Genomic DNA, 22206 nt, shown 5'->3' on the forward strand with positions numbered 1-22206 from the left:
CGCACGGCTGAGGGCTTATGCGACTTTTCCCAGCAGCGAACGCGCAACAACTTCTTTCATAATTTCCGAACTACCGGCATAAATAGTTTGTACGCGGGCGTCCAAGTAAAAGCGTGAAATGGGGTATTCATGGGTATAGCCATAACCACCGAACAGCTGAAGGCAACGATCAACAGCACGGCACTGGAGCTCGCTAAGCTGTAGTTTTAGGATAGCTGCATCCGTGCTGGTCATCGTGCCATGGCGGTACTTATCGACACATTGATCAAAATACGCCCGCGCCATGTCCAGCTGCGCTTTTATTTCAGCCAGCGTGAAGCGAGTATTTTGGAAGTCAGCCACCCTCTGGCCAAAGGCGTGGCGCTGGGTCACGTAATCAAGCGTCAACGCGAGCGCCCCTTCAACGGCACCCAGCGCTTGGGCGCCTACCCCTAACCGCTCCCGGGGCAGTTCTTGCATCAAGTAACGAAAACCCGCGCCTTCTTCGCCCAGTAAGGCGCTGTGTGGCAACAACAGTTGGTCAAACGCCAGTTCTGCCGTGTCGCTGGCATGCTGGCCAATTTTCTTGATCGGCTTACCCCGCGAAAAACCAGGTAACGTCGTGTCTACCAAAAATAGCGACACCCCTTTCGCCCCTGCCGTGGGGTCGGTTTTCGCACACACGATCACTAGGTCGGCCACTTGGCCATTGGTAATAAACAGCTTGCTGCCATTCAATATCCAGCCATCAGCCGTTTTGCTTGCGCGGGTTTTCATCGCCGCTAAGTCGCTACCGGCGTGGGGCTCGCTCATGGCGATGGCGCCCAGGCATTCGCCTTGGGCCATGGCGGGCAGCCACGTTTCACGCTGCTCGTTGGTGCCTAGATTTTGAAGATAGGGCATTACAATATTGGCGTGGATGTTATAAGCGCTGGCTAACCCGCCAAAGCCTTGGCGAGAGATCTCCTCAAGCGCCAGCTGGGTAATAGCAATATCAGCGCCAGCGCCCCCCCAGGTATCGTCAAGATCAATCCCTAATAACCCGGCCGCCCCTAGCGCTCTCCACAGTGAACGGGGTATTTCTCCAGCCTCCTCCCACTGTTGGTAAAAAGGCGCGACCTCTTGCGCTAAACAGCGCGAAATCATGGCATGAAACAGCTCGTTGGTTTGGGCGTCCATGCTTACTCCTTGAGATCTTGACGAAGATGGCGCTTGAGGATTTTACCCGCCGTACTTTTGGGCAGCGTGTCGGCAAACACCACGCGCTTAGGCACTTTATAGGGAGCGATTAAGCTTTTCGCATGGTGAATCAGCTCATCTTCGCTAACCCTTTGGCCCTCTTTCACCACAACGACCGCAGTAATGGCCTCTATCCATTTTTCATCGGGCAGGCCAACCACCGCCACCTCCGAAATAGCAGTATGCTTGAAAAGGGCTTCTTCCACTTCACGACTCGCTACCAGTACGCCGCCGGTATTAATCACATCTTTAATGCGATCAACCACATACAGATAGCCTGCTTCATCGAAATAGCCCACGTCGCCAGAGTGGAACCAACCGCCCTGAAAAGCCTCGGCGGTCATATCAGGTTTATCCCAATACCCCGTCATCAACTGTGGCGAGCGGTGAACAATCTCTCCATGTTCGCCAGGCGGCACGTCGTTCATATCTAAATCGACGATGCGGGTTTCTACGGTGAGGATTGGCCGCCCTGCTGAGGCGGGGCGCTCTGTATGCTCTTCTGGACGCAACACTGTGGCTAAAGGGGCAATCTCACTCTGCCCATAGCAGTTATAAAGCCCCACCCCATGAAAGCGCTGCTGCATCTCTTCTAAAACGGGCACCGGCATGATCGAGGCCCCATAATAGGCTTTTGTAAGGCTGGTTAAATCAAACTGATCAAACGTCGCGTGGCGCAGCAGGCTGATCCAGACGGTAGGCGGTGCAAAAAACGAGGCGATATTATGCTCTGAAATCGCAGCGAGACAGCTCTCTGGAAGCGGTGCTTCCAGTAGATAAACGGGTGCACCCAGCAGCAAGGCGGGCATTAAAAAAACATGCATCTGCGCCGAATGGTAAAGCGGCAAAGCAGCCAACATAGCGTCGTTGCTGTCTATATCCAGCTCAACCATGCAGGCCATGTATTCCGCCATTAGCGCCTGATGACTCATCATCGCGGCTTTGGGCGCCGCCGTGGTGCCCGAGGTATAAAGCAACTGGGCTAAGCTACTGCCTTCCAGCGCTACCTCTGGCTCATGGTCTGCTTGAGACGTGCGTGCACAGGCCAGCACGTCAAAGTCTGTTTGGTCGCCTTCATCAGCGGCGTAAAGGGTTCCCTCTATGGTTAAACCCAAACCTTGTGTCGCTTCAGCGACTTTATCGGCTAGCACAGTATCGCTGAGCAGCCCTTTCGCCCCCGACTGCTCCAGGATATAACGCAGCTCTTCGCTGCTAAGCGCAAAGTTAATGGGCACATGCACAAGCCCGGCCTTTGTGGCTGCCAGCCAAGCAATCACGTAGGCATCTGAGTTCTTGCCGTATACCGCCAGCCGATCCCCAGGAGATAGACCCGCCTTTAGCAGGCCATTGGCAACTTGATTAGCGGCACTGTTAAGCGCTTGATAATTCCACGAACGCTCACCAAAGGTCAGCGCTGGCCGCTGTGCGTACTTGCGAGCGCTGCGATTTAACGCAGCGCCGATGGTATTACGGTGGATTAAATGCGTGTTCGACATGCCAAGTCCTTGTTAGTGTTGTGCTTGATTGGCAGGGCGTTAGCTATTAACGAGCGGGCAAACGCTTTCAGATAGCGGCCGAAACGCCTCTTCGGCGGGAATAGTGCGCACCACTCGGAAAAGGTCGTCTTCGTCTGCAGACTCATCCGGCGATTTCACCTCAACCAGATACATGTCGTGCACCATGCGGCCGTCTTCGCGGATATAGCCGTTGGTGGCAAAAATATCGTTAATTGGGGTATCTGCCATCTGTTGGCGAACCGTTTGGGTATCGTCTGTACCCGTGGCTTCAATCGCTTCTAAATAGTGGAGGGTACTAGAGTAGATGCCCGCGTGAACCATGGTTGGCATACTGCCAGTACGCTCGCGGAAGCGCTCTGCCCAGGCACGCGTTTCTTCGTTTAAATCGTAGTACCAGGCCTTTGTGAACTGTAGCCCCTGGGCATTTTCTAACCCAATGCTGCGTATATCCGTGCTGAACAGCACCATGCCCGCTAAAATTTGGCCAGCTTGAGTAATACCAAACTCTCCAGCTGTTTGAACGGCATTAATGGTATCGCCGCCAGCATTATTTAGGGCAATAACGTCAGCGCCAGACGCTTGGGCCTGGAGCATAAAAGAGGAGAAATCATTATTTGGGAAAGGGTGTCGCGCGCGCCCCACAACCGTGCCACCGTTTTCGGTAACCACACGCTCCACATCTGCCTCAAGGGCATGGCCAAACGAGTAGTCGGCACTTAACAGGTACCAGTTCTTGTAACCCTCGTCGGTAATGGCTTTTGCCGTACCGTTGGACATCGCCCAGGTATCATAGACCCAGTGGATATGATTAGGAGAGCAGTGCTCGTTAGTCACCCCAGAAGATACTGCGCCATTCACCAGGCCCAGTTTATCCGCGTCTTCTAAAAGCCTAACAGCCGCCAATGTGACCGATGATGCCACTAAGCCTGTGACCATATCGACATTGCGCTCATCAATCCATTCGCGCACAACGCTTGACCCTACATCGGGGCTATTACGATCATCAGCACTGAAAACCACAATGTTGGCACCGTGCACGCTGCCACCCACATCTTCAATCGCCATTTCAATGGCGTCTTGCCCTAGAGGACCAATGGGATCTCGATAAACACCTGACATATCAGCTAAGTAGCCAATTCGAATTTCATTATCTGAAATCCCATCGCTAGCAAAAGCACTCGGTGTAACACTGGCAGCCAGCAGGGCAGCCGATAGCGTAGAAAGAGTAAAATTTCGAGTTAGTTGCATTGTTATTAACCTGTCTATTGTTGTTATTGGATAGGCCTTAATGGCGCTTTAGGCCATGGCTCTTTTTCATAGTAAGAGTAAACATCGCTTATCTGTTTACCTATCAAGCCAGTTTTTTTGCAATTCGTGCCATTCGTTACCGTCATCTATTGTCATGATCCATTAGTCGATGCCGCTTACCATCGTTACAATAGGGTTTTGCCGTTGAGTAGGAGCAAGGTGTGGGCACACCCTATACAGATGAATTTTTACCCGACGCGCTGCAATTTCGTCCCGAGTCGCCGCTGGTGGATATTGGCGCAAACCTGACCCACGAGAGCTTTCAGCGTGACCTTGCTGATGTCATTGCCAGAGCGAAAGCAGCCAATGTGACTGCGCTGATTGTTACCGGCACTGATATCGAACATGCCGAACAAGCAGTTGCTATGGCGCAGCAGTTTAAAGGCGTATACGCAACCGCAGGGGTTCACCCTCATGACGCCAAAGGCTGGAACAGCGATGTAGCGCACCAACTGAAAGCGCTTCACGGGCAGCCTGAAGTTGTCGCTGTTGGTGAGTGCGGGCTGGACTTTAACCGCAACTTTTCGACACCTCAGGCGCAAGAGCGAGCCTTTGAAGCTCAGTTAGGTTTAGCCGTTGAAAGCGGTTTGCCACTTTTCTTGCATGAGCGCGATGCGGGCCAACGCATGAAAGAGATGCTGCGCAGCTGGCGCGATGATATCAGCCAAGCAGTTATTCACTGTTTTACCGCTGACCGCGCGACCCTGCATGGATACCTTGACCTTGACCTGCACATTGGTTTAACCGGCTGGATTTGCGACGAACGTCGAGGCCACTCCCTTCGCTCGCTGGTTAACGATATTCCCCTTGAGCGTTTGATGGTGGAAACCGACTGCCCTTATCTGCTGCCCCGCAACCTTCCTGCAAAATTGAAAGGGCGCCGACACGAGCCAGCCCTGCTACCCTGGATTGTAAAAGAAATTGCCCTTTGGCATAACGTAAGCGAAACAGAGCTAGGCGAGGCAACCACCCGCACGGCTCAGCGTTTTTTCCGCATTGACGCAGCATCTTAATAGGAGTGATAGCGTGGCTGATTATCCAGGATTTATTGCCATTGAGACGGGCGACGAAGATGGCTTGCCACTGGTTATTGCCTGGTCACTGCCGGATGGTCGTATCAAGCAGACCCTGATCCAGCCTGATGATAGCTGGATCACTGAAGATACCAATGTCATGGGGGCTTACAGTATTGAAGAGCTTGAGAGCTTGGGCGTTAGCCCGCTAGATGTAATTCGAGAGCTAGAGACTGATTATTTTTCAGCAACGCTCTATACCAGTGACAACGGTGAGGATGAAGCTGCCATAGCACGCCTGTTTGATACTTACGGGCTTGACCCGTTTATTGAATTGGCACCTGCCAACGTGCTTTACGATAAGGTTAGCGCTAGTGAATGGCATAGGCTGCGCAGTGAAACCTTCAATGACCTAGGTCTTGAACCCATGCGGCCAGAAGACGAAATCACCGTCATGCTTTCTTTGCACCAACGGCTTACCGAGCAAGATTAAACCTGGCAGGCCGTGTGAGCACCTAAAGCTATCCGCCCCTGCTGAATAGCCTTGTTAAGCGTGTCAGCGTGTTGGTAGTAGCGCGCCAACGCAACATAGAATGCGTGGGCGCGCGCAGGAAGCCCTTCTTTCTGATAGCGTCGGGCCCGCGCAGCTACTTTGCGTGAGAACTGCTCACGATCTACGTCTACGTCACCCCCTAGATTATCGACGCTGACATGAAAGGTGCGCTCACAGGCATGCGTAAATAGCTTTTCAAGCGCTTGGGGCGCAATTTCTGCTTGCTCGAACGCCTGCTGCTGCTCGGCATTTCGACCATCCGGTAGATACCAGTAACCGTAATCTTCCAATTGCCGCCGCCGATGGCCTGCAATACACCAATGGCTTATTTCATGCAGAGCACTGGCAAAATAGCCGCGGGCAAAAATAACCTGGTGGAATGGCGTATCAGTCGTTGCTGGCAGGTAAAGCGGCTCGTCACCGCCTTTTACAAGCCGTGTCATATAGCTTTCTGCAAAAACGCCATCAAATAGCGCCACTATATCGTTCAGCGTCCAACGCCCTTCGTTATGAGTTGTCATGGTGTCACTTTAGCTATCGATTTTGAGCAGTATATCTCAGCGTAACCCGCGCACTAAAGTAGTGTGCTGACCCAAGTGGAGACGGAAAAGATTAGCAACTCCTGCTAATCTATCGGCTTTTCCTGGGCCACTTAACTAACTAGGAGCCTGACCTTGGGCGGCTTTGCTAAACAGATTAAATCAACCTATTGGCCAGAAACCCGCATGCTGGTAGCGCTAGCGCTACCCATTTGCGGCGCACAGCTTGCCCAGGCGGGCATGAGCGTGGTTGATGTGATGATGACGGGGCGCTACAACGCGACGTCTCTGGCAGCAGTATCGGTAGGTTCAAGCCTATGGATGCCACTCATGCTATTTATGACGGGCACGCTGATGGGGCTAACGCCGATTGTGGCGCACCTTTTAGGTGGCCAGCGCAATGACGACATTCGCCCTGCCGTACATCAAGCGCTTTGGGTGGCGCTCGTATTAGGCATCATTGCCGCTCTGTTACTCTGGTTTTCGGTAATGCCCATTTTCGAAGCGATGGATGTGCCGAACACAGTGGCTAGAGAGTCTGCTGCGTATCTGTCTGCGGTGGCCTTTGGCATGCCTGGCATTGCGCTCTTCCAAGCACTTAGGGCCTTCTCAGACGGGATGAACCATACCCGGCCAGCCCTATGGATCAGCTTGGTAGGTCTTACGGTTAATATTCCCAGTAACTACGTATTGATCTATGGCGGCGACGGCCTAACAAATCTCTTAGGTGATTGGTTGCCTACCACCGTTCAGCAATTACCAGCCCTTGGCGCTTTTGGTTGTGGTATCGCCACGGCCCTTTCGATGTGGACAATGGCGCTCGCGATGGCCTATTACACGCGTCGTGGCCGCACCTACCGCAGCGTCTCATTATGGCAGCAGCTAACGCCGCCCAACCTAGCGTGTATTCGTGAGCTGGTCGTTGTGGGAGTACCTATCGGCGTCGCTATTTTTGTTGAAGTAACGCTTTTCACTCTTATCGCGCTCTTCATTGCCAGTTTTGGCGAAGTCACCGTGGGTGCCCACCAAATCGCCCTGAGCTATACCACCATTCTCTTTATGCTCCCGATGTCACTCAGCATGGCGCTAACGGTACGTGTGGGCAACACGCTTGGGCGGCAGCACTTGGCATTAGCCCGGAAAGTCGCTTGGAATGGTATTGTTATCAGTATCATCGTAGCGGCTATTAACAGCTCTCTGATATGGATAACAGCAGAGCCGGTCATTTCACTCTATACCTCAAACCCTGATGTCCAGGCATTAGCGCTAACCATCATCGCGCTGGCCGTTATTTTTCAACTTTCAGATTCATTACAGGTTAACTTAGCGGGCGCGCTAAGAGGTTATAAAGATACGCGAATTGTAATGATTATTACGGTGCTGTCCTACTGGATTGTTGGCTTAGGCGGCGGGCACTGGTTAGGAACTCACGGCGTAATCGGAGTGTCTGAACCAATGGGTGTACATGGATACTGGATAGGCTTAATCGCGGGGCTCAGCACTGCTGCTGCTTTACTTGGGTGGCGGTTAAAGTGGATCAGCCAAAAGGAGTAACTCCTCTATGACACCCTTTGCTAACAAAGGATTGCTTGCGGCATTCTCGGTCATCTCTTTGCTAGCAGGATGCGGCAATAACAACGCTGAACAACCCTGGGTTGCCTACCATGAGCAGCTGGCCACGGATCTCAACCTCTCAACGGCTATTGAGCGTTTTCCGCCCCGCAACATTGGCGCTTTCCCCGACCTTCAAAGTAGGCAAATTCACGTCCCTGAAATACGTGAGAGCTTGCTGAATGTTTATGCGCTACGGGAGTGCCAAATCACTTCCCTCGTTGCTGCACGCAATAATCAATTGGGACGCGTTGCACCACCCAGCCAGCAGTGGCTTTACGAACGTACTCTCTGGCAACGTTTAAGTAGCTGTTGGAACAGCGAGGCTGTGAGTGAGTTAAGCGATGAAAATAGAGAGCGCCTTGAAACATTAACGTTGCAAAAAACCGCTCAGTTACCTGCAGTGAGCTGGAATGCCATCTTTGAATCTGACGAATGGGAAAAGAGTTTTTCCAGAGCTAGTGAACCTTTAAACCCACCAAGCACAGCGGATTTTTCTCAACAGCTTGCATCGCTTAAATACCTGTATCAAATGGTACTGAATCAATTTAGTCGTGAGTGGCAACAAGACTCTACTACCCTTGAGAATCACCTTAAAACGCTTCAAGAACGTCCCCTAACCGCAGAGTTTCTACGCTCACTTCTTCTCGCTGAACAGCGTTTGAATGAAGCCAATAACGTGCTTTCAGAACAATCACTATCTGATGATACATGCTTACAGCCTTGGGATAACTCCTGGCTTATATCCCTTGAGCAACATGCAGAACAGTGGCTTATTTCTATCAATCAACTCTTCGACACGCATAATGTCACTCCGCCAGAGAGCATTGCGGAATATCAACATTCATGGCTATCAATGAGCAACCCCAGTGCGCCTTGGCAGCAATTTCAAACCGCACAAGCCGCCCACGAACAGCTTAGAAACCGCTTTTCAACTTGTGCGGCTGCGTAAAAAATACGTTCTCCTCTTAACCTTCTGGTAAACCTGTGCTATTGGTGAACTATGTGGTGAGTAAAAACGCTTACCAACGTCGAGACCACGCAGCACAAGGAGGGACACCATGGGCGCATCCCAGTCACCCCGCTCTGCCCAGGTCATCGACCTGGATACCGTGCGTCAGCATCATCAGGCGCAGAAATGTTTGATTCGTCTAGCACCTGAGTTAGATGGATTAGAGATGGTTTACCAGCTCGCTGCGAGTCCCGACACCTACTATGGCCTGCCTATTCTGGCATGGGGCCTACGAAAAGACGGTAGCGTGGTTGGGCTAGTACCTTGGATGGAAAAGCTGGCGACTTGCCATGATTTAGACAGTCATGAGAGTGGCCTATTCATCGGTTATCGTGACCCGGAGACGGAAGAGATCTTCGCACTTCCCCCCGACCACAAATATGACGAATTAACCGCGGCAGCAACCTACTTTGAGTATGAAGCGTCAGAAGAGGTCTCGCTGATTCAGCAACTCCCCGATACGCTGGGCACCCATGCTTTATGCATGAACCATCCCAATGCCCCTTGGCATATGAAAGCCGTCTACGGCTGGCGTCTCTATAGTGATGGCAGCGTAGAAGCCCTCCTAGCCGACGAACAAAAAGCCACCATGACGCCAATCTTACTTGGCGATAAGTGTCTATACGAAGCCCATTTACGCCATCAAACGGTTTACTTCTTCCAGCGGCATATCGCCAATCAAATTATGGAAGAAGACCCTGCTACGCTAGATGCATTGGCAATGATGGTTGTCCCCCACGGAGAAGACAATTAGGTCAACCATTTGCGAGGCTATTCACCATTAGTCGGTACTGGCCTCGCTACACTCCACAGCCTTAGGCTAAACGGATAAAGTAGAGATAGTAGCCACTTTCTTCGTGCTTCATTAACAACTCGTGGCCTAAAAACTGACAAAATTTAGGAACGTCTCGGGTCGTCGCGGGATCGGTAGCTATTACTTTTAGTATTTGCCCTGACACCATGTCGCGTACTTGGTTGTGCATCAGCATGATTGGCTCAGGGCAGTAAAGTCCAGTGGTGTCTAACGATGCGTCAAATGCTTGCGTGTCGTCGGTATTAACAGTCATTTATATTCTCGGTTAGGAACCAACAGCATGATAAAAGTAATCATTGAAAGGCGCATTATGCCCGGCCTGGAAGAAGAGTTTGAGCAAGCTGCACGCGAAGCCATGCGCGTTTCCCTTGGTGTAAGAGGGTTTGTTGGTGGGGAAACGCTGGTAGAGCTTGGCCATACGGATCGGCGCCTAATGATTACCAAATGGCGCGACCTGCGCGCTTGGAAAGAGTGGCATACAAGTGAGGCCCGCGCAGTCGCTATGCAGCGTATTTTACCGCTATTAACCGAAGAAGAAACCATTCGGGTCTACGAGCCAGGCTATTAAAATTTCAGCTTACTTAGCGGGTTTATTAATGAATTAACCGCACATGTACCGTCACCTCTTCTCGGTCATGGTAGAGGTGACGGCAGGAAACTGTAGCCCGCACACCAGCCTCTGCCAACGTCTCATCCAAGGATGTTAAACAGCGCGTCACCTCTTCCCAGCGCTTTTTCATAGGCAGCTTAAGATTAAAAATCGCCTCGCGACACCATTTCCGCGTCAGCCAACGCTCTACCATTGCCAATACGCGTACGGGCTTATCAACAATATCGCATACCAGCCAATCAAGTCGCTGAGGCGGCTCCCAGCTAAAGCCATCTTCTTTAAGGTGGTCAATTTGTCCAGTGGCCATTAGCGATTTATCCATCGGCCCATTATCGATAGCGTAAACATACATGCCACGCTGAACCAGCTGCCAGGTCCAACCACCTGGGGCTGCCCCTAAATCAGCGGCCTGCATATGCGCGGACAGCCGATCATCCCACTGCTCGCGAGGAATAAACTCATGCCAGGCCTCTTCTAGCTTCAGCGTTGAACGGCTAGGCGCTCGGGAAGGGAAGCGCAAGCGACGGATGCCATTAATCAGTTCGCTCCGATTATCGGGGAAACTCATACCAAGCTGGACACGATCGCCATCAGTCCAAAAAATATGCAACCGACGCCCCCCAGCTTTACCCCGCAGAGCACCACGTTTTTTTAGCATACTCTGTAGTGGCTTAGTGAGCGCTTTAATCAAGCCTACCAGTGCTTTTCCGTCATTGGTGTCGGGCGTTTCATGCCAAATTTCTTCAAAACTCCAACGGCTTGCCTTCACTTGATCCAGAATAGCGGTCAAGCGATCTTCCCTAGAGAGTGTTAGCGCTGGCAACGCAGCTAGGCTTTGGCGTGCAAAAATAAGCCGCTTAAATGCTGCCTGGCGGTGCACATCATTGATCGGCTCTCCATCTAAACGCGTCAGACTCGCCCACCCCTCACCTTGCGCAGGCTCACAAGTCACGCCTTGCTGCTTGGCATGATGCTGCATCTCTGACAGCGCATCGCCTTCAAAACCTGGCCGACAGTAAACTAGCCACGATGTGGGTACCGTTTCACTCACCTATTCACCTCACGTTTACCTGACAAAACTGAAATAGCTATCTAACTGATTATTAAAGCGCATCATAGCACTTATCTAACAGAGGGTATTTTGTTTAGCGCATAGCAAAACGCCCCGAGCACAGTGTGCTCGGGGCGTTTCTTAATAAGTGCCTGACGATGACCTACTCTCGCATGGGGAGACCCCACACTACCATCGGCGCTAAGCGGTTTCACTGCTGAGTTCGGCAAGGGATCAGGTGGTTCACGCTCGCTATGGTCGTCAGGCGTAACTTGTAATGCATATCATGCTGAACAGGCAATGCGTGTTTTGTGATCGTCTCTTGTCAGCAAGCGTCTTGGCTTGCCGCTGCGTATCCGGTGTTCGTTATCACTGCGACCAGACCCCTTGGGTGTTATAGGGTCAAGCCTCACGGGCCATTAGTACACGTTAGCTCAACGCCTTGCAGCGCTTCCACACCGTGCCTATCAACCAGCTGGTCTCGCTGGGCCCTTTAGGAGGCTCAAGGCCTCGGGGATGTCTCATCTTGAAGGGGGCTTCCCGCTTAGATGCTTTCAGCGGTTATCCTGTCCGACCATAGCTACCCGGCAATGCCACTGGCGTGACAACCGGAACACCAGAGGGTCGTCCACTCCGGTCCTCTCGTACTAGGAGCAGCTCTTCTCAAACATCCAACGCCCACGGCAGATAGGGACCGAACTGTCTCACGACGTTCTAAACCCAGCTCGCGTACCACTTTAAATGGCGAACAGCCATACCCTTGGGACCGACTTCAGCCCCAGGATGTGATGAGCCGACATCGAGGTGCCAAACACCGCCGTCGATGTGAACTCTTGGGCGGTATCAGCCTGTTATCCCCGGAGTACCTTTTATCCGTTGAGCGATGGCCCTTCCATACAGAACCACCGGATCACTAGAACCTGCTTTCGCACCTGCTCGACGTGTCTGTCTCGCAGTCAAGCACCCTTATGCTCTTGCACTCACTGCACGATGTCCGACCGTGCTGAGGGTACCTTCGTGCTCCTCCGTTACTCTTTGGGAGGAGACCGCCCCAGTCAAACTACCCACCACACACTGTCCTCGATCCGGATAACGGACCTGAGTGAGAACGCCAATGATGCCAGGCTGGTATTTCAAGGTTGGCTCCACTCGAACTGGCGTCCGGGTTTCAAAGCCTCCCAGCTATCCTACACAGGCAACATCAGCGTCCAGTGTGAAGCTATAGTAAAGGTTCACGGGGTCTTTCCGTCTAGCCGCGGGTACACCGCATCTTCACGGCGATTTCAATTTCACTGAGTCTCGGGTGGAGACAGCGTGGCCATCATTACGCCATTCGTGCAGGTCGGAACTTACCCGACAAGGAATTTCGCTACCTTAGGACCGTTATAGTTACGGCCGCCGTTTACCGGGGCTTCAATCAAGAGCTTCGCCTTACGGCTAACACCATCATTTAACCTTCCGGCACCGGGCAGGCGTCACACCCTATACGTCCTCTTACGAGTTAGCAGAGTGCTGTGTTTTTACTAAACAGTTGCAGCCACCTGGTATCTTCGACCGGTTCGGGCTGAGAGAGCAAGTCTCGTCACCCTACGCCGGCGTGCCTTCTCCCGAAGTTACGGCACCATTTTGCCTAGTTCCTTCACCCGAGTTCTCTCAAGCGCCTTGGGATTCTCACCCTGACCACCTGTGTCGGTTTGGGGTACGGTCGCACATGATCTGAAGCTTAGAGGCTTTTCCTGGAAGCGTGGCATTGATGACTCCGACACCGTGGTGTCTTCGTCTCGTGTCTCGGCCTTAAAGGGTCCCGGATTTACCTAAGACCCCAGCCTACTCACTTTCACCAGGACAACCAACGCCTGGCTCACCTAGCCTTCTCCGTCCCCCCATCGCAATCATGTCCGGTACGGGAATATTGACCCGTTTCCCATCGACTACGCCTTTCGGCCTCGCCTTAGGGGCCGACTCACTCTGCTCCGATTAGCGTCGAACAGAAACCCTTGGTCTTCCGGCGAGGGAGTTTTTCACTCCCTTTATCGTTACTCATGTCAGCATTCGCACTCGTGATACCTCCAGCGAACTTCTCAATTCACCTTCATCGGCTTACACGACGCTCCTCTACCGCGCATTCCTAAGAATGCACCCGTAGCTTCGGTACCTGGTTTAGCCCCGTTACATCTTCCGCGCAGGCCGACTCGACTAGTGAGCTATTACGCTTTCTTTAAAGGATGGCTGCTTCTAAGCCAACCTCCTAGCTGTCTGAGCCTTCCCACATCGTTTCCCACTTAACCAGGATTTGGGGACCTTAGCTGACGGTCTGGGTTGTTTCCCTTTTCACGACGGACGTTAGCACCCGCCGTGTGTCTCCCACGCTCGCACTCACCGGTATTCGGAGTTTGCCTCGGGTTGGTAAGTCGGGATGACCCCCTAGCCGAAACAGTGCTCTACCCCCGGCGGTGATACGTGAGGCGCTACCTAAATAGCTTTCGAGGAGAACCAGCTATCTCCGAGCTTGATTAGCCTTTCACTCCGATCCACAAGTCATCCAAATCTTTTTCAACAGATCCTGGTTCGGGCCTCCAATTGATGTTACTCAATCTTCACCCTGCTCATGGATAGATCGCTCGGTTTCGGGTCTATATCCAGCGACTGTGTCGCCCAGTTAAGACTCGGTTTCCCTACGGCTCCCCTAAACGGTTAACCTCGCCACTGAATATAAGTCGCTGACCCATTATACAAAAGGTACGCAGTCACAGAACAAGTCTGCTCCTACTGCTTGTACGCACACGGTTTCAGGATCTATTTCACTCCCCTCTCCGGGGTTCTTTTCGCCTTTCCCTCACGGTACTGGTTCACTATCGGTCAGCCAGGAGTATTTAGCCTTGGAGGATGGTCCCCCCGTCTTCAGTCAAGGTTTCTCGTGCCCCGACCTACTCGATTTCACATGATCAGATTTTCGACTACGGGGCTATCACCCGCTACGGCCACGCTTCCCAGCGTGTTCGCCTAATCAGTCTCATGCTTAAGGGCTGGTCCCCGTTCGCTCGCCGCTACTAGGGGAATCTCGGTTGATTTCTTTTCCTCAGGGTACTTAGATGTTTCAGTTCCCCTGGTTCGCCTCTTACGCCTATGTATTCAGCGCAAGATACTCAGCTTATGCTGAGTGGGTTTCCCCATTCAGAGATGCCCGGGTCACAGGTTGTTTGCCACCTCGCCGAGCCTTATCGCAGGCTACCACGTCTTTCATCGCCTCTGGCTGCCTAGGCATCCACCGTGTGCGCTTCATTGCTTGACCCTATAACCCGAAGGAGTCTGGATGTCGCAATGATAACGATTGCCGGATACGCTTGAGACGTATCACAAAACAATTACGTATAAACACTTCTAAGAAGTGTTTATGTCAGCATGATATACATTGTTAAAGAGCGACTGCTATGCGCAGTGATAAGCGTTCTTTCACGTTAAAAAAAGAGAGAAGACCTTTCTTTTTCTTTTAATGTGAAAAAAGCATTCGCTTATCACTGCGTATCAACAGCATTCTGATCAGGCAATTCATTGTGAGCGCTTACCGCGAGGATGATGCATCGCTTAAGGAGGTGATCCAGCCGCAGGTTCCCCTACGGCTACCTTGTTACGACTTCACCCCAGTCATGAACCACACCGTGGTGATCGCCCTCTTGCGTTAGGCTAACCACTTCTGGTGCAGTCCACTCCCATGGTGTGACGGGCGGTGTGTACAAGGCCCGGGAACGTATTCACCGTGACATTCTGATTCACGATTACTAGCGATTCCGACTTCACGGAGTCGAGTTGCAGACTCCGATCCGGACTGAGACCGGCTTTTCGGGATTAGCTCACTCTCGCGAGTTGGCAACCCTTTGTACCGGCCATTGTAGCACGTGTGTAGCCCTACTCGTAAGGGCCATGATGACTTGACGTCGTCCCCACCTTCCTCCGGTTTGTCACCGGCAGTCTCCTTAGAGTTCCCGGCATTACCCGCTGGCAAATAAGGACAAGGGTTGCGCTCGTTACGGGACTTAACCCAACATTTCACAACACGAGCTGACGACAGCCATGCAGCACCTGTCTCTGCGTTCCCGAAGGCACCAAGTGATCTCTCACAAGTTCGCAGGATGTCAAGAGTAGGTAAGGTTCTTCGCGTTGCATCGAATTAAACCACATGCTCCACCGCTTGTGCGGGCCCCCGTCAATTCATTTGAGTTTTAACCTTGCGGCCGTACTCCCCAGGCGGTCGACTTATCGCGTTAACTTCGCCACAAAGTGCGCTAGGCACCCAACGGCTGGTCGACATCGTTTACGGCGTGGACTACCAGGGTATCTAATCCTGTTTGCTACCCACGCTTTCGCACCTCAGTGTCAGTGTCAGTCCAGAAGGCCGCCTTCGCCACTGGTATTCCTCCCGATCTCTACGCATTTCACCGCTACACCGGGAATTCTACCTTCCTCTCCTGCACTCTAGCTTGACAGTTCCGGATGCCGTTCCCAGGTTGAGCCCGGGGCTTTCACAACCGGCTTATCAAGCCACCTACGCGCGCTTTACGCCCAGTAATTCCGATTAACGCTTGCACCCTCCGTATTACCGCGGCTGCTGGCACGGAGTTAGCCGGTGCTTCTTCTGCGAGTGATGTCTTTCCTAGGGGGTATTAACCCCTAGGCGTTCTTCCTCGCTGAAAGTGCTTTACAACCCGAGGGCCTTCTTCACACACGCGGCATGGCTGGATCAGGGTTGCCCCCATTGTCCAATATTCCCCACTGCTGCCTCCCGTAGGAGTTCGGGCCGTGTCTCAGTCCCGATGTGGCTGATCATCCTCTCAGACCAGCTACGGATCGTTGCCTTGGTGAGCCATTACCTCACCAACTAGCTAATCCGACATAGGCTCATCCAATAGCGGGAGCCGGAGCCCCCTTTCTCCCGTAGGACGTATGCGGTATTAGCCTGGGTTTCCCCAGGTTATCCCCCACTACCGGGCAGATTCCTATGCATTACTCACCCGTCCGCCGCTCGTCAGCATCTAGCAAGCTAGACCTGTTACCGCTCGACTTGCATGTGTTAGGCCTGCCGCCAGCGTTCAATCTGAGCCATGATCAAACTCTTCAGTTTAAAATCATTGTGATGCTTACCTGTCACTCGAAAGCAACAGAAGCGCATCAAACTTGGCTCAAGGTTCAAACGAATTCGAAAGATTCGAAAATCTTTCTTGTGCGCTTGCCTTGATATTTGGTGATTTATCACCCTCATCGGCAAGCGCCCACATGAATTACCTGATCAAATTGTTAAAGAGCTGTTTCGCTGTGTTGGCTCGATGACTTGAACCGTGTTGCCTCAGCGAGGAAGGCGTATTCTACGCATTTCCTGGTGATTGTCAACCGCTGTTTTCAGTGACTGAATTCAGCGAACGAGGCGAGCCAAACAACTGCTCTAACCTACTGACAAACCGAAGGTTTTCACCTTCATGCACCGCTGGTAACGCTTGGCGTCCCCGGCAGCGGATGCGTACTTTACGGATTCGCGGCCGGGTTGGCAAGGGCTTTTGTAAAATAAGCTGTAATAAAAAAGCGGCAGACGATGCCCAGGGGCAAGTCCGCCGCAAACCACCGATCAGTACCCTGACCAGAGAGTGCCTGGTAAACGCCTAAGCTTAAATCTCGAAGCCTAAGCCAAAATCATCGCTTGAAATGGCCATTAAACTGCCCGCGCCCGCTTGGATCATTGCAGCGTGTGCTTTGGTACGTGGCAACAGGCGCTGGTAGTAGAAGCGTGCGGTATTGAGCTTAGCGGCATAAAATGCTTTTTCTTCTCCCTCTAAAGAGGAAGAGGCCTTTTTAGCAGCAAGAGCAAATAGATAAGCAACCGCGACGTAACCTGAGTACATCAGGTAATCAACACTTGCAGCACCCACTTCCTCACGGTCCTGCATGGCCTTCATGCCCACCCCCATCGTTAGCTCGCCCCACTCGGCGTTCAACTTGGCTAGCGGTTCGATAAACTCTTTAAGGGCCGGGTTGTCTGCCTCTGTCTTGCAAAACTTATGAATCTCTTTGGTGAACACTTTAAGCGTCTCACCCTGACTCATCAGCACTTTACGACCTAAAAGGTCTAGCGCCTGAATTCCCGTGGTGCCTTCATAGAGCCGTGTAATGCGCGCATCGCGAACAAGCTGCTCCATGCCCCATTCTTTAATGAAGCCGTGACCACCAAAAATCTGTACGCCCTCATTAGTACACTCAAAGCCCACCTCGGTGAGGAAAGCTTTCACAATAGGGGTTAATAGACCCAGCAATGTCTCGGCACGATCACGCTCTTCACCCGGCTGCCCATGCTCAACGGTATCAAGCATTTGAGCGGTGTAGAGCACCAGCATACGACCACCCTCAGAAAATGCTTTCTGGGTGAGGAGCATGCGACGCACATCGGGATGCACGATAATCGGGTCCGCTGCCTTTTCTGGCGCTTTAGCACCAGACAACGCACGCATTTGCAAACGGTCGCGGGCATAGCTTAGCGAGTTCTGAAAGCTGGCCTCCATCAAGCCTAGCCCTTGAATGCCCACACCAAGACGCGCAGCGTTCATCATGGTGAACATGCACGCTAAGCCTTTATTAGGCGGCCCTACTAAATAGCCGATAGCGCCATCAAAGTTCATAACGCAGGTCGCGTTACCATGAATCCCCATTTTGTGCTCAAGGGAGCCGCAGCTTACGCCATTGCGCTCACCAGGATTATTCTGAGCATCGGGCAGGAACTTAGGCACTACAAACAGAGAAATACCCTTAGAGCCTTCAGGCGCATCCGGCAGCTTCGCAAGCACTAAGTGAACAATGTTTTCAGCTAAATTATGATCACCTGCCGAAATAAAGATCTTGGTACCGGTAATCGTGTAGGCATCATTGTCAGTAGGGACAGCGCGCGTTTTAATTAAACCAAGATCGGTACCACAATGCGACTCAGTCAGGCACATTGTGCCGGTCCAAACGCCTTCTACCAGTTTGGTAAGATACGCTGCCTTCTGCTCATCGGTACCGTGGTGCCTGAGAGCGTCAGCGGCACCATGAGAAAGGCCTGGATACATACCCCACGCTAAGTTGGTAGCGCAGATCATTTCAGACAGCATCATCGCCAGCGAATGGGGCAAACCTTGGCCGCCCTGCTCTGGGTCAGCGGCAAGGCTTGGCCAGCCGCCTTCCACATACTGCTGATAGGCCTCTTTAAAACCTTTTGGCGCTTTTACATCGCCACCCTCTAACAAGCACCCTTCTTCGTCACCACTTTGATTCAGCGGCAATAGCACCTCGCGGGCAAAGCGAGCGCCTTCTTCTAAAACAGCGTTCACTATATCGGGAGAGGCGTCGTCACCGTTTGCCAAAGATGCATAGTGTGACGGGTAGTCAAACATTTCATCAGCAACGAAACGTAAATCACGCAGAGGGGCCTGATAGCTGGGCATTGCACTTCTCCTAAACAAAGGGGTTGAAAGCAGCCCTGACCTCGACGACAACCGGTTTCATAAACCGCTTTCAAACACATGTTTGAAAGTTAGCGCGAGCACTCCGCATAGTCAAGCGGTCGTTTGAATTTAGACCTCAAATCAACTACGACTTTAGTAGCCAATGACGGGGATGCTGGGACACAAAAAAGAAAAACCTGCCAACAGGCATGCTGGCAGGCTTTAAAACGGTTTCAAAATTGCTAAAAACTACTGCATTCGGATACCACCGTCTAAGCGAATAACCTCTCCATTAAGCATCGGGTTAGTAATGATCTGCTCGGCAAGCTGAGCAAACTCATCAGGCTTACCTAACCGTTTAGGGAAAGGCACCGCCGCCGCTAGCGCTTTCGCAGCCTCTTCGGGGATTTCACTCATCATCGGTGTTTCAAAGACACCCGGTGCAATAGCCATGACGCGGATTGCGTGCCGCGAAAGCTCTCTTGCCGCAGGCAAGCTCATTCCGACAACACCTGCTTTAGACGCACTGTACGCACACTGCCCCACCTGACCATCAAACGCAGCAACTGAAGCCGTGTTGATAATGACGCCACGCTCACCGCTCTCGTTGGGCGTATTTTTAGCCATGGCAGCGGCAGCCAAGCGCATCACATTAAACGTCCCCACCAGATTGATATTGATGGTTTTCGCATAGCCCTCTAGGTCTGCAGGATTCCCCTCTCGATCCACAAGCTTCGCTACACTCACTACACCAGCGCAGTGAATAACGCCTGACAGCCCACTTTCGCCGCCAAAGGTCACGGCCTCATCCACCGCCTGCTGCATCTGTTCAGCAGAGGTAATATCAGCCAGGCAAGCCTTGGCGCTGTTGCCTAGACGCTCTGCATGCTCTTTAACACTATCACTCAAATCACACAGCACAACGTTTGCCCCGGCCGAGACTAAGCGCTCGGCCGTGGCAGAACCAAGACCGGAAGCGGCCCCGGTAATTAAAAACGTACGAGCCTTTACCTGCATTACATATTTCCTTCTAATTATTGAGTAGCTTGCGTCTGTTCAGCGGCCTGGGCGCGAAGCTTAAAGCGCTGAATTTTACCGCTAGGTGTTTTAGGCAGCTCATCGACAAACTCAATGACACGGGGAAAAGCATGAGTAGAGAGACGCTCCCGCACTTGCTGGCGGATTTCATCGGCAAGCGCTTCGCTCGCTTCATACCCTTCACGCAGCACGATGAACGACTTAATCACCTCGCCACGAATTTCATCAGGCTGCCCCACCGCTGCCGACTCAGCCACGGCCGGATGAGTCATCACGCTGTTTTCGACGTCCGTTGGGCCTACCCGATAACCCGCAGTGGTAATAATATCGTCATCGCGCCCCGCGAACTGGAATGAGCCGTCTTCATTACGAATAACGACATCTCCCGTTAGGTAGTAGCCGTTCACAAAAGGGTCTTTTTCTTGCCACGTGTAGCCTTGGAAGAAGTGGGCTGGCGAGTTCGCGATATCCACCGCCAGCACACCCGGCTCACCGGGGGGAAGTTCGTTATACTCAGCGTCCAATATAGCTAACCGATACCCTGGCATCGGCACACCCATTGCTCCCACATGCTTGGGGTGGTCAAGGGAATGATGGTTGTTACAGGTCATGCCCGTTTCAGTTTGTCCATAGTGGTCCATCACCGGACAGCCCAGCGACTTCTCTACCCAGGTCACGACTTCCGTATTCAGGGGTTCACCGGCCGAGCTTGCCGCGCGAAGTTCTAGCGTTTGATGAGCGTCATCGAATAGCCCAGACGCTTTCATCAGGCGATACGCCGTTGGCGCAGCAGCGAAGTTAGTAATATGGTGACGCTTCATAAATGCCAAGGCGCCCTCCGCGCTAAAACCCGCCTCGCAGAAGTGGGTGGTAACGCCTAGCAGCAGCGGCCCGGCAATCGCGTAATAGAGCCCGTATGCCCAGCCAGGATCGGCCATATTCCAAAAACGGTCGTCTTCGCGCAGGTCAACAGCAAGTTCCATGTATAAAGCAAAGGCCGTCATGCCCGAAAGTGGCACCGCTACCCCTTTCGGCTTGCCCACGGTACCCGACGTAAACATTTGCAGAAACGGCTTGTCTGGGGAAAGGCGCGGCGGTTTATCGCTCATTGACGTATGCGTCAACGCAGCCTGCCAATCATGATCGTTAGGATGCTCGCTAGTGGCTCCCCCAACCGCTAGAACAGGCGGACACTGCGTCAGCCCGTCAAATTTATAACGGTTAGCATGGTCGGTAATCACCAGCTTGGTGTCCGCACGCCCTAAACGATAGTCCACTGCGTCAGGGCCAAAGGCGGTAAACAGTGGCTGATAGACCGCGCCAATTCGCCATGTGGCTAACACGGCCACCAGCAGCGCCGCCGAGCGCGGTAGCATACATGCGATGCGATCCCCCTCACCCAAGCCCTGGGAAAGAAACCAGCCCGCAAGCTTGCCACTCTCTTCATCAAGCGCTGCGTAACTTAGCGTATGCGTAGCCCCTTGGGTGTCTTCATGCACCAACGCTAAGGTTTCTCCCCGGCCAGCGCGAACATGCCGCCCACAGCAGGCTTCGAAGGCATTGAAATGACCGTCTTGGTGGTCATCCAGCCTGGCAATCATGTCGTTGACGGAGAAGCTTTCCAGGTAGGTTGTATAGCTTGGTAGTGAGGCTGATGTTGCTGTCATGGTGGCTCTCTTATGTTGTTAGTCGTGAGCAGTTTTACGCAAACAGACAGGCCAGGGTTTCAATGTCACACGTTATAATTATCCGTTTACGTTAACGGAAACCTTGTAGTTAAACCAACGCTAAAAGCATTTACGCAAGAGCGCAAGCAATCAGCGTTGTAAATAGGTTAGACGTTGGTCGAGCGAAGGTGTACTAACAACCGCTTATGCGATGCACTAATTAACGCGCCATGATCATGGCAACCAACTCATCGGCTAAATCATCGGGTGTCCGTGGGCCAGCGGGGTCATACCAACGCACCGTCCAGTTTAGCGCACCTAGAATAAATCGAGATACGAAGAAGCGGTCGCCATGGATCAAACCAGCGGCTAACGCCTCGTCGATTACCTCGACCCATAAATCCTCATACGCATCACGCAGATGACTCAAGTGAGCACGAGAAGCAGCGTCTAAGCGCCGCCACTCGAATAACGCCACCACATGGGCATTTCGGTCAGCAAAAAGTGTTTCCAAGTGTGCCCGCGCCATGGCACGTAAGCGCGCTTCGGGCTCCTTTTCGCACTGTTGTAGAGCCGCTTTAGCAGTAATGAGCGCATTCTGGGTGCCCTCCTCGATTACCGCCGCTAATATTTCCTGCTTATCTTTGAAATGATGGAACAAGCTGCCAGACTTGATACCCATTTCTTGCGCCAGCATACGCACCGTGGTGCGATCAAAGCCTTCTTGGACGAATAGCTGAGCCGCTAAACGTGTCAATTCCTTGCGGCGGGGAGATGCATTCATTACATTCA

Annotated in this window: 16 protein-coding genes and 3 rRNA genes; 6 read left to right on the top strand and 13 right to left on the bottom strand. The window is 52.5% G+C overall.

Annotated elements, in window-relative coordinates; genetic code table 11:
* Window positions 1-15: 15 nt before the first annotated feature.
* From LOS15_RS08515 to LOS15_RS08525, 3 genes are read right to left on the bottom strand one after another with little or no spacing between them, the layout of a single operon-like run.
* On the bottom strand, window positions 16-1158 hold the full coding sequence (locus LOS15_RS08515; RefSeq protein ID WP_263065241.1) for an acyl-CoA dehydrogenase family protein: 1143 nt from the start codon (window positions 1156-1158) through the stop codon (window positions 16-18).
* A gap of 2 nt (window positions 1159-1160) precedes the next feature.
* Window positions 1161-2714, bottom strand: coding sequence for a fatty acyl-CoA synthetase (locus LOS15_RS08520; RefSeq protein WP_263065243.1), 1554 nt, complete (start codon window positions 2712-2714; stop codon window positions 1161-1163).
* 39 nt (window positions 2715-2753) lie between these two features.
* Complete coding sequence (locus tag LOS15_RS08525) at window positions 2754-3983, bottom strand: ABC transporter substrate-binding protein (protein ID WP_263065245.1); 1230 nt, start codon at window positions 3981-3983, stop codon at window positions 2754-2756.
* A gap of 221 nt (window positions 3984-4204) precedes the next feature.
* Between LOS15_RS08525 and LOS15_RS08530 the strand changes: the two genes are divergently transcribed.
* The gene (locus LOS15_RS08530) at window positions 4205-5056 is read left to right on the top strand and encodes a TatD family hydrolase (RefSeq protein ID WP_263065247.1); all 852 of its coding nucleotides are present in this window, start codon (window positions 4205-4207) and stop codon (window positions 5054-5056) included.
* Window positions 5057-5069: 13 nt separating this feature from the next.
* Complete coding sequence (locus LOS15_RS08535; protein WP_263065250.1) at window positions 5070-5549, top strand: hypothetical protein; 480 nt, start codon at window positions 5070-5072, stop codon at window positions 5547-5549.
* Here the strand turns inward: LOS15_RS08535 and LOS15_RS08540 are convergent.
* Window positions 5546-6130, bottom strand: coding sequence for an elongation factor P hydroxylase (locus LOS15_RS08540; protein ID WP_263065252.1), 585 nt, complete (start codon window positions 6128-6130; stop codon window positions 5546-5548). The two genes, LOS15_RS08535 and LOS15_RS08540, sit on opposite strands and share 4 nt — an antisense overlap.
* Window positions 6131-6283: 153 nt before the next feature.
* Here LOS15_RS08540 and LOS15_RS08545 point away from each other — a divergent pair, with 153 nt between their 5' ends.
* The 3 genes from LOS15_RS08545 to LOS15_RS08555 all read left to right on the top strand — a co-directional run bounded on the left by LOS15_RS08545 (window position 6284) and on the right by LOS15_RS08555 (window position 9525).
* On the top strand, window positions 6284-7702 hold the full coding sequence (locus tag LOS15_RS08545; protein ID WP_263065253.1) for an MATE family efflux transporter: 1419 nt from the start codon (window positions 6284-6286) through the stop codon (window positions 7700-7702).
* A 7-nt stretch (window positions 7703-7709) separates the two neighbouring features.
* Window positions 7710-8711 carry a DUF3080 domain-containing protein gene (locus LOS15_RS08550; protein ID WP_263065255.1) on the top strand — a complete coding sequence of 334 codons (1002 nt, stop codon included), beginning with the start codon at window positions 7710-7712 and terminating at the stop codon, window positions 8709-8711.
* Between the two features lie 109 nt (window positions 8712-8820).
* Window positions 8821-9525, top strand: coding sequence for a hypothetical protein (locus LOS15_RS08555; RefSeq protein ID WP_263065257.1), 705 nt, complete (start codon window positions 8821-8823; stop codon window positions 9523-9525).
* Between the two features lie 61 nt (window positions 9526-9586).
* Here the strand turns inward: LOS15_RS08555 and tusA are convergent, their stop codons facing one another.
* Window positions 9587-9838: a sulfurtransferase TusA gene (gene tusA, locus LOS15_RS08560; RefSeq protein WP_263065258.1), complete on the bottom strand. Its 252-nt coding sequence runs from the start codon at window positions 9836-9838 to the stop codon at window positions 9587-9589.
* A 27-nt stretch (window positions 9839-9865) separates the two neighbouring features.
* On the opposite strand from tusA, the gene LOS15_RS08565 reads away from it, so the two are divergent.
* Window positions 9866-10153 carry an antibiotic biosynthesis monooxygenase family protein gene (locus LOS15_RS08565; protein ID WP_263065260.1) on the top strand — a complete coding sequence of 96 codons (288 nt, stop codon included), beginning with the start codon at window positions 9866-9868 and terminating at the stop codon, window positions 10151-10153.
* 25 nt (window positions 10154-10178) lie between these two features.
* Here LOS15_RS08565 and rlmM read toward each other — a convergent pair whose 3' ends face one another.
* From rlmM to LOS15_RS08605, 8 genes are all read right to left on the bottom strand, one after another.
* Entirely contained in the window at window positions 10179-11246 is a 1068-nt protein-coding gene (gene rlmM, locus LOS15_RS08570) for a 23S rRNA (cytidine(2498)-2'-O)-methyltransferase RlmM (RefSeq protein ID WP_263065262.1), read from the bottom strand.
* Window positions 11247-11396: 150 nt separating this feature from the next.
* Window positions 11397-11512: ribosomal RNA gene (gene rrf / locus LOS15_RS08575) — 5S ribosomal RNA — on the bottom strand.
* 132 nt (window positions 11513-11644) lie between these two features.
* Window positions 11645-14538, bottom strand: a 23S ribosomal RNA gene (locus tag LOS15_RS08580).
* Between the two features lie 294 nt (window positions 14539-14832).
* Window positions 14833-16365 (bottom strand): 16S ribosomal RNA (locus tag LOS15_RS08585).
* Together the 16S, 23S and 5S rRNA genes form the textbook arrangement of a ribosomal RNA operon.
* Before the next feature lie 538 nt (window positions 16366-16903).
* The gene (locus LOS15_RS08590) at window positions 16904-18709 is read right to left on the bottom strand and encodes an acyl-CoA dehydrogenase C-terminal domain-containing protein (RefSeq protein ID WP_263065264.1); all 1806 of its coding nucleotides are present in this window, start codon (window positions 18707-18709) and stop codon (window positions 16904-16906) included.
* A gap of 249 nt (window positions 18710-18958) precedes the next feature.
* Window positions 18959-19726 (bottom strand): SDR family NAD(P)-dependent oxidoreductase, encoded by a 768-nt coding sequence (locus LOS15_RS08595; RefSeq protein WP_263065265.1) that lies wholly within the window; start codon window positions 19724-19726, stop codon window positions 18959-18961.
* Between the two features lie 17 nt (window positions 19727-19743).
* Window positions 19744-21414, bottom strand: a complete 1671-nt coding sequence (locus LOS15_RS08600; RefSeq protein WP_263065267.1) for an AMP-binding protein — start codon at window positions 21412-21414, stop codon at window positions 19744-19746.
* Window positions 21415-21634: 220 nt separating this feature from the next.
* Complete coding sequence (locus LOS15_RS08605; RefSeq protein WP_263069662.1) at window positions 21635-22198, bottom strand: TetR/AcrR family transcriptional regulator; 564 nt, start codon at window positions 22196-22198, stop codon at window positions 21635-21637.
* Window positions 22199-22206 lie beyond the last annotated feature (8 nt).

The sequence above is a fragment of the Halomonas sp. 7T genome, assembly GCF_025643255.1.
Taxonomy (GTDB): Bacteria; Pseudomonadota; Gammaproteobacteria; order Pseudomonadales; family Halomonadaceae; genus Vreelandella.

Coding starts and splice junctions, on each gene's coding strand:
- LOS15_RS08515 (WP_263065241.1), bottom strand. CDS start 1,158: ATGGACGCCCAAACCAACGAGCTGTTTCATGCCATGATTTCGCGCTGT.
- LOS15_RS08520 (WP_263065243.1), bottom strand. CDS start 2,714: ATGTCGAACACGCATTTAATCCACCGTAATACCATCGGCGCTGCGTTA.
- LOS15_RS08525 (WP_263065245.1), bottom strand. CDS start 3,983: ATGCAACTAACTCGAAATTTTACTCTTTCTACGCTATCGGCTGCCCTG.
- LOS15_RS08540 (WP_263065252.1), bottom strand. CDS start 6,130: ATGACAACTCATAACGAAGGGCGTTGGACGCTGAACGATATAGTGGCG.
- LOS15_RS08550 (WP_263065255.1), top strand. CDS start 7,710: ATGACACCCTTTGCTAACAAAGGATTGCTTGCGGCATTCTCGGTCATC.
- LOS15_RS08555 (WP_263065257.1), top strand. CDS start 8,821: ATGGGCGCATCCCAGTCACCCCGCTCTGCCCAGGTCATCGACCTGGAT.
- tusA (WP_263065258.1), bottom strand. CDS start 9,838: ATGACTGTTAATACCGACGACACGCAAGCATTTGACGCATCGTTAGAC.
- LOS15_RS08565 (WP_263065260.1), top strand. CDS start 9,866: ATGATAAAAGTAATCATTGAAAGGCGCATTATGCCCGGCCTGGAAGAA.
- LOS15_RS08590 (WP_263065264.1), bottom strand. CDS start 18,709: ATGCCCAGCTATCAGGCCCCTCTGCGTGATTTACGTTTCGTTGCTGAT.
- LOS15_RS08595 (WP_263065265.1), bottom strand. CDS start 19,726: ATGCAGGTAAAGGCTCGTACGTTTTTAATTACCGGGGCCGCTTCCGGT.
- LOS15_RS08600 (WP_263065267.1), bottom strand. CDS start 21,414: ATGACAGCAACATCAGCCTCACTACCAAGCTATACAACCTACCTGGAA.
- LOS15_RS08605 (WP_263069662.1), bottom strand. CDS start 22,198: ATGAATGCATCTCCCCGCCGCAAGGAATTGACACGTTTAGCGGCTCAG.